We start from the raw sequence: 12,950 nt of genomic DNA, 5'->3' as shown, positions 1-12,950 counted from the left end.
ATAGGTTTAGACTATAACAGGTGCATCTAAGTTCAGAGATTTGTAAGTAATCAGTTGATTGAACTTGAATTAACCGTTTACAATAACATAGAAAGGTAAATTTGGTTCCTATGAGGAAGGATGAGTGGACTATGCAATACAGTTACCTAGGTAAGTCTGGTTTAAAGGTAAGCAAACTATGTCTTGGTACAATGAACTTTGGTCCCGAAACAGATGAGAAAGAGGCATTCCGAATTATGGATGCAGCTCTTGATGCAGGAATCAATTTTTTTGATACAGCGAATGTATACGGTTGGGGTGAACACTCTGGCTTAACCGAAAAGATTATCGGTAAATGGTTCAAACAAGGCGGAGGCCGACGTGAAAGAGTAGTACTAGCTACGAAAGTTTATGGTTCCATGCATGATCAGACCGATGGTCCTAACGATGACGGAGGTTTATCTGCGTATAAAATTCGTCGTCACCTGGAAGGATCATTACAGCGTCTTCAAACGGATCATATTGAACTTTACCAAATGCATCACGTAGATCCCGTCATTTCATGGGAAGAACTTTGGGGAGCGTTTGAAGTCAGCATTGCACAAGGGAAAATCGGCTATGTCGGTTCTAGTAATTTTGCAGGCTGGCAAATTGCGGTTGCCCAAAGTGCTGCCAAACAGCGGCATTTTCTCGGTCTTATCTCAGAACAGCATAAATACAGCCTGAACTGCCGGCTTCCTGAACTTGAAGTCCTTCCCGCTGCTCAAAATTTAGGTCTTGGGATTATCCCTTGGAGTCCGCTCGATGGTGGATTACTCGGACGTAATGCGCTTAAGAAGTTAGAAGGCACTCGTACTGGTAATAATGCAGCTTACATCGATCAACACCGGGAGCAGTTAGAGCAATTTGCTGCACTCTGTCGTGAACTCGGTGAACCACAGGATAACGTAGCCCTTGCATGGCTCCTATCAAATCCTGCTGTAACGGCTCCAATCATCGGACCTCGAACCATGGAGCAATTTGAAAGTACACTAGATGCACTTGAGGTTACCCTGGATGAATCCACGATGAAACGCCTAGATGAAATTTTCCCAGGACCTGGCGGTCATGCTCCTAATGCATATGCTTGGTAAACAATATATAACAATCTGTTTTGATAAATAAATACAAAAAGTTACTCGAAAAGCCCTTTGTAGGAATCTTTGCTCAGCTGAGGAAAGTTCCAAAAAAGGGCTTTTTTTATCGAATCATCATAATTTTATAAATTTACATTAATACGTTCTGTATATGTTTTACGCTTCTCCACAAGATGATTGAGGGCATCTACATAAGCACGCGCACTCGCTCCAAGTATGTCGGTACTTACTCCGCGTCCTTGCACCGTCATTTTATCCTGCCTTAAGACGACATGCACTTCACCCAAAGCATCTTTACCGTGAGTAACAGACTTAATAGAATAATCAGCAAGGATTACTTCTTCTCCACTTGCTTTATCGATCGCATTATAGATCGCATCTACTGAGCCATTTCCTTCTGCTTCTGAGGTCACATATTTATCATCTTCCAAGCAAAGACTGATTTTAGCAGCAGGTACCGAGGCATCTCCATAAGTAACATACATTTCCTGGAGTTTAAACACCTCAGGAATATCAATTAATTTTTCTTCTAAGAGAGCGATTAGATCGTCATCCGTCACTTCTTTTTTCTTATCTGCAAGATCTTTAAACTGTGCAAAGGCCCGGTTTACTTCATCCTCTTGAAGGGTAAATCCAAGTTCAATCAATTTTTCACGGAATGCATGTCGTCCTGAATGTTTACCAAGTACTAGCTTGCTTTCTTTCAGTCCAATTGTTTCAGGTGTCATGATTTCATAAGTTGTTTTTTCTTTGAGCATGCCGTCCTGATGAATACCTGACTCATGAGCAAACGCGTTCGCACCGACGATCGCCTTATTACCAGGAACGACCATACCGGTTAATCTGCTGACCAGCCGGCTAGTCCGAGCGATCTCAGATAATTGAAGTGTTGTTTTCGCACCAAACAGTTCTTGTCGTGTCTCTAAAGCCATCGCTATTTCTTCAATAGCCGTATTTCCGGCACGTTCCCCTATTCCATTAATTGTACCTTCAATTTGATCTGCTCCGTTCATAATCGCAGCCAATGTATTGGCTGTCGCCATACCTAGATCGTTATGACAATGAGCGCTGAGCTGCACCTTTTCAATCTCTGGTACTTGCGTTTTTAATATTCTGAACAGATTACCGTATTCTTCTGGATATAAATAACCTACAGTGTCCGGGATATTTACAACGGCTGCTCCCTCTTGTACCGCCATCGATGTCACTTCAACTAAGAAGTCGTGTTCTGTACGGCCGGCATCTTCAAGTGAAAATTCAATTTTAGAAAAATAACGTTTCGCATACCGAATCGCAGATCTTGCTGTATCAAGCACCTGAGCTTTGTCCATGCGAAGTTTATGCTGACGATGTATTGGTGAAGTAGCTAGAAACAGGTGGATACACGGATCTTGTGCTCCTTGAAGTGCTTCCCGTACCGCTTCAATATCCTGTTCTCTAGAACGAGAGAGTCCAATAACGGTTGAGTTTTTCACCGCTCTAGCGATGGCATTTACTGCAGCAAGGTCGCCCGGGGAGGCTGCCGGAAAACCAGCCTCCATCCGGTCCACTCCTAATTTTTCAAGCTGATAAGCGATCTCCAGTTTCTCCCGCGTGTTCAGATTGACGCCAGGAGACTGCTCTCCGTCACGCAGCGTAGTATCAAAGATATGAATTTTGCGCACACTCAGCACCTCCAAAAAAATTTGTGTTTAACCTCCTATAGCGGCCAACGCATAATCGCACGGCCGCTTAGGAAGTAATATTCTAATTTATTATTTTTCGATTATGATCAAATCTTATTTATGAGTCCAGTGCATCATGTCACGCAATTGACCGCCAACGACTTCAATCGGGTGATTTGCTTCATTACGGCGAGTTGCTGTAAGGAATGCACGACCTGATTGGTTCTCAAGAATAAAGTCACGAGCAAATTTACCTTGTTGGATGTCAGTCAGAACTGCTTTCATCGCTGCTTTTGTATCTTCCGTTACAATACGAGGACCTGTAACATAATCACCATATTCAGCTGTGTTGCTGATGGAATCACGCATGCTTGCAAGTCCGCCTTCATACATCAAATCCACAATCAATTTCAGTTCGTGCAGACATTCGAAGTATGCCATTTCTGGTGCATAACCTGCTTCTGTCAGCGTTTCAAATCCTGCTTTTACGAGAGCACTTACACCACCGCACAATACAGCTTGTTCACCGAACAAATCTGTTTCGGTTTCTTCACGGAAAGAAGTTTCGATAACTCCAGCACGAGTACAGCCAATCCCTTTTGCATATGCAAGACCGATTTCTTTTGCTTTTCCTGTTGCATCTTGTTCAATCGCGATCAAACCAGGTACGCCAAAACCTTCTACATATGTACGACGAACCATATGTCCTGGAGATTTAGGAGCAACAAGCAATACATCGCTATCTTTTGGAGCAACGATTTGACCAAAATGAACGTTGAAACCGTGAGAGAACATGATTGTAGCGCCCTTTTTCAAGTTAGGCTCAATTTCATTTTTGTAAACCGAAGCTTGAGTTTCATCCGGCATCAAAATTTGAATGACATCAGCACGGCCTGTTGCCTCTGCTACGGAAAGTACTTCAAAACCATCATTTTGAGCGACTTGGAATGATTTACCTTCGCGTAGACCGATTACTACATTTAGTCCACTGTCACGCAAGTTTTGTGCCTGAGCATGTCCCTGACTACCATATCCGATTACGGCGATGGTTTTACCTTTCAATACACTAAGTTCTGCATCCTGTTCATAGTACGTTGTAACTGCCATTGTTAAAATCCTCCTTTGATTTGTAAAGAAACCCTGCATGAATGAGCGGGTGTTTCAAGGGACTATTCTCCCAGACTACTCATCGGCTTTAGTTATGAAGTAGCAGCAATCCCCTCAAACCCCCGCCCATTCTTCAGGACTGTGATTTTATGTCGCGGTGAATGACTAAACTATTACTGTAAAAAAGAGAATGAATGACAATTCCATGAATTAACTATTCACCCTAATAAGTTTTTATACATTGCCTCTAACCATGGCAGTAACTCCGGTTCTGGATAATTCGCGGATTCCGTAAGGCTTCAGAAGCTCAATCATTGCATCAATCTTTTCTGTATCCCCTACAACCTGTACCATCAAAGATGTATTTCCTATATCCACGACTGAAGCGCGGAAAGTTTCTACGAGCCCCATCACTTCAGGTCGTTCCGAAGGATCTGCTTTTACTTTTATCAACGCTAGTTCGCGTCCTACCATTGGATTTGAACTAAGATTAACTACCTTAATTACATCAATCAATTTGTATAGTTGCTTCTCAATTTGCTCGAGTAATTTGTCGTCTCCAAGTGTTACAATGACCATTCGAGATAAACCTGCTTCTTCCGATTGACCTACTGTAATACTTTCGATGTTAAATCCACGGCGACCGAACAGACCTGATACCCGTTGAAGCACTCCTGGCTGATCGTTTACCAGCACGGCAATCGTATGTCTATTCATGATTTATGCATCTCCCATCAGCATTTGATCAATTGTCGAACCCTGCATTACCATCGGATATACATTTTCGTCCCTATTCACTACAAATTCGACAAGTACAGGTCCATCGGTATTCATCGCTTCTTCCCAAGCTTGCTGAGCTTCCTCTTTGTTTGTGGCCCGCAGGCCTTTTACTCCATACGCTTCGGCCAATTTCACAAAATCAGGACTACCTGAAAGATCAATATGACTAAACCGATTATCGTAAATTAATTCCTGCCACTGTCTTACCATTCCAAGCACCTGATTGTTAATTACCACAATCTTAACCGGAATTTTGTTTATCGCGCAGATCGCAAGTTCTTGAGAACACATTTGCATTCCGCCATCTCCATTGATGGAAATGACCAGTCGATCTGGATGAGCCATCTGTGCACCAATCGCAGAAGGGAATCCGAATCCCATGGTACCAAGACCACCAGAAGTAACCCATGAACGAGGCTGATTAAATTTATAATATTGTGCAGCCCACATTTGATGTTGACCTACATCTGTCGTTACAATTGCACTGCCGTTTGTAGTATCATTCAACATTTCAATAACCCATTGTGGCTTTAAGACTTCATCCGAATCCTTGTAGTTATAGAGACGATCGCCTTTCCATTCCTTGATCTGTTCCCGCCATGCATCTGCCTTATCTGCACGAGCTGCATCTTGATTAAGAATTTCTAGAACGGTTTTCACGTCACCTACAATAGGAATATCAGTAGCAACGTTTTTACCAATCTCAGCTGGGTCAATATCAATGTGAACAATTTTTGCTTTTGGTGCAAAACCATCCAGTTTTCCCGTAACCCGATCATCAAATCTTGCACCGATGCTGATTAGGAGGTCTGCTTGTTGAATCGCATGATTTGCTGTATATGTTCCATGCATTCCGGGCATTCCCATCCACAATTCATGACCGCTTGGGAACCCTCCGAGTCCAAGAAGTGTAGTTGTAATCGGAATTTCCGTTTGTTTAACAAATTCGTAAAGTGCTTCATGTCCTCCGGAATATACAACCCCGCCTCCAGCTAGAATGACTGGACGTTCTGCTTCTTGAATGGCTTGATGCAGTTTATCGAGCTGGATCCGGTTTGGAATCACTTTTGGATTGTAAGCTCTCATCTGCACAGGTTCCGTTTGAGGTTTGAAAAGGGTTTTCGCTGATGAGATATCTTTAGGAATATCAATAAGTACCGGCCCTTTTCTACCTGTATTCGCAATGTGGAATGCTTCGTGAATAACCCGAGGCAAATCTTCAACATCTCGTACCAGATAACTATGTTTTGTGATGGGCATGGTAATTCCCGTAATATCAGCTTCCTGGAATGCATCGGTACCAATCAGGTTTGAAATGACATTTCCTGTGATGACAACAAGAGGTACTGAATCCATATACGCAGTTGCAATTCCAGTAACGAGGTTTGTAGCACCAGGACCTGAAGTAGCAATACATACCCCTACTTTTCCACTTACACGTGCATAACCATCAGCCGCATGAATAGCACCTTGTTCATGACGTGTAAGAAGATGTTTGAAATCTTCGAATCCATACATCGCATCATAAATATAAAGTACTGCTCCGCCCGGATAACCAAACACACAATCAACACCTTCGAGGAGCAAGCTTCGTAGCAAGATATCCGAACCGGTAATGACTTCCGGCTTCATCCATTTCTCTCGTAGTTGATCTGTTGACCGCATTTCAGGATTATGTGCATTCACTCTAAGATCTCCCCCTTCTTAAGAACTACATTGAACTTGCATACAAGAAAACAAAAAAACCTCTCATCTCAAGCGGACACAATATGTGCCTCGCAAGGGACGAAAGGTTGTTTCTTCCGTGGTACCACCCAGTTTTGTCTGATTCCTCACAGAATCCGACCTTAGCAAGTAGAAGAATAGTAAGGTAAATAACCCCACCCCATCTTCTTACCTAATGTCTGTAACGTAGACTTACGATTTTCCCTAATAAGCAAACTGCCTTTCAGGAAAACAGCTCCGAGGTGAGCTCGTATATAAGGGATTATGGTGGAGCTTGCAGCATATTCCGTCCACTCTCTGAGCATAAGCGCCCTTACAACTTCGTCCTCATCATTGCCGATGAACTATAGCGGTTAAATGTTAGGAACATTATATGATTCATTTATGGAAATAGTCAACACTTTATTTTTCAAAAGTATTACATTTTTTGTACAAACCTTGCTATATCAACTGTTTTACCCTGGAAAATAACACCTGTTATCCCGTCTATACATATACTATTTCAACAAGAACTTGCTCAAAAGGAGGTGTTTTCCATGATTCGAAATCGAAGACCTAAACAGGATGACTCTGCTATCATGGAACTCATTAAAACACAATTGGTCCCTCTCTCTCACATGAGCAAGCAGGACATCGACCAAGTCATAAAAGAAATCCCCTTCAGATTATCAAGGGGAATTTCTTTCGTATCCTCTTCGACATACGAATCGGATTTATTCGGTTTCATTCACTTTATGATGCATGGAGATCTGCTTTATATTGACATGATGGCAGTCTCACCGAAACAACAGAGGAAGAATCACGGCAGAGAACTGTTACTCAAAGCAGAACAGTTTGGAATCTCACGGGGTTGTAAAAGATCAAAAGTGATGGTTGATGAAGGCAACCATCAAGGGGTACTTTTTTATAAGAAATCAGGCTATGAATTGATTCGATATATGGACATTGGCCGTTGTTATGAGATGGGAAAAAATTTAGAAAACTATTGAAACGTTACTAGTTCAATTTTCATAACTCATTAAAACACTAAATTTGTAACTATATATAGACAAATATAACAATTTCGATCTATATATAGTCCTGATTTAAAGCAGATAAAGATATTATGAATTTGATTCACTAGTAGAAAAATTTATTTTTATACCCATATCCTCCGCCAAAACCTGGACCTGGACCTGGGCCAGGACCTGGTCCAAAACCGTAACCACCACCTGGTTTGCCTCCGTAGCCATAACCGCCGCCAGGATAACCTCCACCCTGGTAGCCTCCTCCATTATAGCCACCTTGATAACCGCCTCCGCCAAATGGGCCGCCAAAGCCCCCGCCTCCTATAAAAGGCAAAGTACCAATTGCGAGAAGATCAAATAATACCAACGGAATAATCGCCCGTGTACCTGCTTCTTTTCCGCCCAACGGTTCGAGTATAAGTTTATTACCCGATACAGACACAAGCTTTCCTGCTACCTGTGTTCCATCTTTACGAACAGCTACAATTTCCTGTCCAATCCATTTTTTTGCTTCATTTACGCTCACAGATTTACTCATCTTTCTCCCTCCTTCTGAGTAGAATTCACTATTATTCTATTCATAGATCAGAGATTTGCCTGTTCCTATGTCCTGCATGTACAAAAAAACCCGAAGGTGTACACATGAATGTGAACACCTTCGGGTTATCTGCCCATTTTCTAATCCCAATTTTATCGTTTGCCTGGATCGTATGGTTGTCCGAGTGCAGCTGGGGCAGAAGAGCGACCTACTGCAGCGACCAATACGACAATGGTAAGTACATACGGCAACATGAAAATAATTTCCTGGGGAATAGCCTGAGACCATTCGAATATTTGAATATAGTTACGAACTGCTTGAGACAATCCGAAGAATAAGGCAGCGCCAAATGCACCGATAGGATTCCATTTACCAAAAATCATAGCAGCAATAGCAATGTATCCTTGTCCAGAAATTGTATTATGTGAGAACACTCCCGTTGTTGTAAGAGTTAGCGTTGCACCACCAATAGCTGCTAGTGCTCCACTAACCATAACTGCAACATATCTATATTTCGTAACGTTAATCCCCATTGTATCTGCCGCACTTGGGTGCTCCCCGACAGAACGAAGACGCAGTCCATAAGGCGTTTTATACAAGAAGTAGTATGCAATAATAACGAACAATATAGCTAAAAACGTAGTCGGATAATGATTAATAAATACATTACCAATGAACGGAATTTCCTTTAACTCTATACCGAATAAGACAGGGTCCCATTTTTCAAAACCACGAATTAGCGGAGTTTCTCCCGAACCATCAAAGAGTAATTTAACCATATACAAGGTGCTCCCTGCAGCCAGGAAGTTAATAACGATACCGCTAATAATTTGATCTGCTTTAAAAGTGATCGAAGCTACGGCATGAATAAGAGATACAATCAGTCCGAATACGGCAGCAGCAATAAGACCGATCACCGCTGCGGATTCTCCAGACATGCCTGCGTCTTGTGCATAGTGAGCTGTGACACCCGCTGCAAAAGCTCCGAAAATCATAAAACCTTCGATCCCGAGATTCGTTACCCCGGAACGCTCGGAGAAGATACCACCTAGCGCAGCAAAAACAAGTGCAGTTGCAAAAACGAGTGTGGTATTAATCAGTTGTCCAGAAAGGGTTATGAAGTCCATGTTTACAACACCTTCTCTTTCTTGCGCTTGGAGTTAAAGGGTTTAAGCACCCAGCGCACAATTCCTTGTGCAGCTATAAAGAAGATGATCGAACCGATTACGATTCGGATCAATTCTGGAGGAACATCCGCAGCAAAGCTCATTCCGGAGGAACCATATGTTAATCCACCGAATAGAACAGCTCCTAATACAACACCGAGTGGATGATTCATACCAATCAGAGCAACGGCGATTCCGTCAAATCCGATACCTGGAGAACCTTGGAACACGGTTTGATACCCAAACACCCCAAGCACTTGGAACGCACCGCCAAGACCAGCAAATATTCCACTGATAAACATCGCCTTTACTACATTACGGTTTACTTTCATCCCGGCATATTCTGCGGCATGATGGTTAAAACCAACGGCACGCAGCTCAAAACCTTGTTTTGTCTTCCACATGAAAATATAGAAAAACAAGGCTGCTACCAAGGCAATTAAAGTTCCCCAGTGAACACGAGAATTGTTCATCAGTTCAGACAACCAGCCGATCGCGATCGACGCACTAGGCTGAATTTGTTCTGAACGATTTTCACCAGGCATAAGAAGGAACTGCCTTACTACAAGATTAGCCATATAAAGAGCAATCCAGTTCATCATAATACTGGTGATAACTTCGTTAACTCCGCGTTTCGCTTTAAGAAAACCCGCTACAGAAGCCCAAAGTCCACCTGCGATTGCCCCGGCAATGAGAGCAAGCGGAGCATGAATGAGTACGGGTAAACTAGTAAATTTAATCCCGATAAACGTAGCCGCGGTCATACCTACGATATACTGACCTTCTGCCCCGATGTTAAACAAACCTGCTCGCGATGCAAAAGCGAAAGCCAGACCCGTCATGAGGAGCGGAGTCATCTCTCGAATTGCTTCACCAAAGTTATAGGTACTTCCAAAAACTTTATCAATCAGTGCACCGTAAGCCGTAATCGGATTATATCCACCAATCAGCATAACGAATGCACCCAAGAATAAACCCATAATAATAGCTACTACTGGATAGATAAATGAGTCCTTCGTAAACCATTTTAATACATTATTCACCCGCTGCACCTCTCTTCTTCATGCTGCCTGCCATCATAAGTCCGAGTTCTTGGTCATTTGTTTCCTCTGGCAGTACTTCACCTACGATATGTCCTTCATAGATAACAGCGATCCGGTCAGATACATTCATAATTTCATCTAACTCAAAAGAAATAAGAAGAACAGCTTTTCCTTGATCTCGCTGGGCAATGAGTTGTTTTTGTACGAATTCAATGGCACCAACGTCCAACCCACGTGTCGGCTGTGCAGCGATAAGTAAATCCGGGTTTTTATTCACTTCTCTCGCAATGATTGCTTTCTGCTGGTTACCACCAGAGAGCGCACGAGATTTCGTATCAATACTTGGTGTTCTTACATCAAATGCTTCCACCAATTTTACCGTATGCTTATCAATCTCTTTAAAATCCAGAAATCCGTTCTTTGAAAATGGTTCTTTGTAGTATGATTCAAGCACCATATTTTCACTTACGGAGAAGTCAAGTACCAGACCATGTTTATGACGATCCTCTGGGATATGACCTACCCCTGATTCTGAAATTTTGCGAGGGGATTGATTCTTAATCTCTTTGCCATTGAGTTTAATACTTCCGGAATCTACTTTACGCAGTCCAGTAATAGCCTCGATCAGTTCACTTTGCCCATTACCATCCACTCCGGCAATCCCGACAATTTCACCAGCTCGCACTTGCAGATTTAATTGATCAAGAACAGAGATGTGGTCTTGATTCTTGGATGTAAGATTACGAATATCAAGAACCACTTCTTTAGGCTCAGCCTGTTTCTTATCGACCTTGAAAGTGACTTCTCGTCCTACCATTTTAGCTGCTAGATCATTTGGAGAAGTCTCGGAAGTTTTAACCGAGTCAATCACTTTCCCGCGGCGGATAATTGTAACTTTATCAGAAATCTCCATAATTTCTTTCAGTTTATGAGTAATCAAAATAATAGACTTTCCTTCTGCAACGAGCTTCTTCATAATCACAAGTAATTCCGTTATTTCCTGTGGTGTTAGTACCGCTGTTGGTTCGTCAAAAATGAGAATTTCAGCTCCGCGATACAGCGTTTTAAGAATCTCAACACGTTGCTGCATACCTACAGATATATCTTCAATTTTGGCGTTTGGATTAACTTGTAATCCATACATTTCAGATAAACGTTTGACCTCTGCTACTGCCTTTTTATAGTTAATACCCAGTCCTCTTTTTGGTTCAGAACCCAGTATAATATTCTCAGCTACAGTAAAAGGTTGCACCAGCTTAAAATGCTGATGGACCATTCCAATTCCTAGTTCAATTGCTTTGTTCGGACTATCAATTAACACAGGCTTTCCGTTAACTTCTATGCTGCCTTCATCAGGCTGATACAACCCAAATACGATATTCATCAACGTGGACTTACCCGCACCATTCTCCCCCAGCAGCGCATGGATTTCACCCTTGTGCAGCTGCAAACTAATGGAATCATTGGCGACTATACCTGGGAAGCGTTTTGTGATTTGCTTTAACTCTACTACAGGAGTTGCTGCACCCATGAGATCACCCTTATATAAAATTTATTAGTAATTATGGCCCTAGACGTGACAACAAGGCTAGTTCTGTTAACCAGCCTTGTCATTATACTTATTTACATCGTATCTACTTTTACGAAAGAAACGGTACTATTTTAACTACTCAGTAGGAACAACAATTTCGCCGCTGATGATTTTTTCTTTATACTCGTCAACGAGCTTCAGAACATCTTCAGGAACGTTAGCTGTTGATGTCTCCGCTATACCTACACCGTTATCGGCAAGGTCAAGCTCTTCAACTCCACCCTTGAAAGTACCATTTACTAACTCAAGTGATACTTTTTTAACTGCTTCATCTACTTTTTTGATCATGGAAGTCAGTGTGATTTCATCACCAAACTCGATGGATTGGTCTTTATCTACACCGATTACCCAAACATCTTGACCAGATTTTTTACGGGAGAGACCTTCATTGAATACGCCTGTACCTGTTGCACCAGCAGCGTGGAAGATAATATCTACTCCATCATTGTAGAGTGTAGCTGCCGCTGTTTTTCCTTCGTCAGGTTTATCAAAGTTACCCGTGTAAGTAGGAATAAATTTAGCATCAGGATTTACAGCTTTAATACCTTCTCTGAATCCAACTTCAAATCTCTTGATGAGTGGGCTAGCTTGTCCACCAACAAAACCGATTTTGTTCGTTTTTGTCATTTTACCAGCAATTACACCTACGAGGAAAGAGCCTTGTTCTTCTGCAAAAGTAACAGATTTCACATTTGGCGCATCTACAACGCTGTCAATAATCGCAAGATTTGATTCTGGGTTTTGTTCAGCTACCGTTTTAATAGCATCAGCCAACTGGTATCCAATTCCCCAAGTAAGATTATAATTGTTTTGTACGAACTCGTTTAGGTTTGTGTTATATTCACTATCCGATTTACTCTGCAAATATTTAACTTTTGCGCCTGATTCCGCTTCTACAGCTTGCAGAGCTTCCCAAGCAGATTGGTTAAAGGATTTGTCGTTTACACCGCCGACATCCGTTACCATACCGATTTGTACGTCAGATTTTGCTGCTCCTTCGTTTCCATCGCTACCTTGCGAACTACTGCTGTTGTCATTACCGCAACCGGCAAGTGCAACTGATGCTGCAAGGATCATACTTAGAGACAAACTCAATACTTTCTTCATCTTGGAATTGTTCCCCCTTAAAATATTGCCTTCTTGAATCTTTCATTAGCTCTGCTGCTTGTGACAATTAATCTTAATCGAGCACTTTACAGTTCAAGCGAATGAGA

11 protein-coding genes are annotated in these 12,950 nt (G+C 42.1%); 2 read left to right on the top strand and 9 right to left on the bottom strand.

All coding sequences use genetic code 11. The annotated features are described in order from the left end of the window. The first annotated feature begins 131 nt into the window (after window positions 1-131). Window positions 132-1,112 carry an aldo/keto reductase gene (locus ACWPWY_RS02495; protein ID WP_454190240.1) on the top strand — a complete coding sequence of 327 codons (981 nt, stop codon included), beginning with the start codon at window positions 132-134 and terminating at the stop codon, window positions 1,110-1,112. A gap of 125 nt (window positions 1,113-1,237) precedes the next feature. Here ACWPWY_RS02495 and ACWPWY_RS02490 read toward each other — a convergent pair whose 3' ends face one another. The 4 genes from ACWPWY_RS02490 to ilvB form a co-directional block, all read right to left on the bottom strand. Further along, entirely contained in the window at window positions 1,238-2,779 is a 1,542-nt protein-coding gene (locus tag ACWPWY_RS02490; RefSeq protein WP_454190239.1) for a 2-isopropylmalate synthase, read from the bottom strand. A gap of 114 nt (window positions 2,780-2,893) precedes the next feature. Further along, on the bottom strand, window positions 2,894-3,886 hold the full coding sequence (gene ilvC / locus ACWPWY_RS02485; RefSeq protein ID WP_454190238.1) for a ketol-acid reductoisomerase: 993 nt from the start codon (window positions 3,884-3,886) through the stop codon (window positions 2,894-2,896). Window positions 3,887-4,120: 234 nt separating this feature from the next. Next, the gene (gene ilvN, locus ACWPWY_RS02480) at window positions 4,121-4,603 is read right to left on the bottom strand and encodes an acetolactate synthase small subunit (RefSeq protein WP_454190237.1); all 483 of its coding nucleotides are present in this window, start codon (window positions 4,601-4,603) and stop codon (window positions 4,121-4,123) included. Between the two features lie 3 nt (window positions 4,604-4,606). After that, window positions 4,607-6,352 (bottom strand): biosynthetic-type acetolactate synthase large subunit, encoded by a 1,746-nt coding sequence (gene ilvB / locus ACWPWY_RS02475; RefSeq protein WP_454190236.1) that lies wholly within the window; start codon window positions 6,350-6,352, stop codon window positions 4,607-4,609. A gap of 575 nt (window positions 6,353-6,927) precedes the next feature. On the opposite strand from ilvB, the gene ACWPWY_RS02470 reads away from it, so the two are divergent. Continuing rightward, window positions 6,928-7,380, top strand: coding sequence for a GNAT family N-acetyltransferase (locus ACWPWY_RS02470; RefSeq protein ID WP_454190235.1), 453 nt, complete (start codon window positions 6,928-6,930; stop codon window positions 7,378-7,380). Between the two features lie 130 nt (window positions 7,381-7,510). On the opposite strand, the gene ACWPWY_RS02465 is transcribed toward ACWPWY_RS02470, so the two are convergent. The 5 genes from ACWPWY_RS02465 to ACWPWY_RS02445 form a co-directional block, all read right to left on the bottom strand. Then, on the bottom strand, window positions 7,511-7,936 hold the full coding sequence (locus ACWPWY_RS02465) for a hypothetical protein (protein WP_454190234.1): 426 nt from the start codon (window positions 7,934-7,936) through the stop codon (window positions 7,511-7,513). A 152-nt stretch (window positions 7,937-8,088) separates the two neighbouring features. After that, window positions 8,089-9,063, bottom strand: a complete 975-nt coding sequence (locus ACWPWY_RS02460) for an ABC transporter permease (protein WP_454190233.1) — start codon at window positions 9,061-9,063, stop codon at window positions 8,089-8,091. Between the two features lie 2 nt (window positions 9,064-9,065). Continuing rightward, window positions 9,066-10,145 (bottom strand): ABC transporter permease, encoded by a 1,080-nt coding sequence (locus tag ACWPWY_RS02455; RefSeq protein ID WP_454190232.1) that lies wholly within the window; start codon window positions 10,143-10,145, stop codon window positions 9,066-9,068. Continuing rightward, entirely contained in the window at window positions 10,138-11,676 is a 1,539-nt protein-coding gene (locus tag ACWPWY_RS02450; protein ID WP_454190231.1) for an ABC transporter ATP-binding protein, read from the bottom strand. The genes ACWPWY_RS02455 and ACWPWY_RS02450 overlap by 8 nt, the downstream gene beginning before the upstream one ends. Window positions 11,677-11,811: 135 nt before the next feature. Beyond that, the gene (locus tag ACWPWY_RS02445; protein WP_454190230.1) at window positions 11,812-12,843 is read right to left on the bottom strand and encodes a BMP family lipoprotein; all 1,032 of its coding nucleotides are present in this window, start codon (window positions 12,841-12,843) and stop codon (window positions 11,812-11,814) included. Window positions 12,844-12,950 lie beyond the last annotated feature (107 nt).

The organism is Paenibacillus sp. Marseille-Q7038, assembly GCF_965111595.1.
Note: the sequence above shows the minus strand (reverse complement) of the source record. Positions and strands in the feature narration are given on the sequence as shown.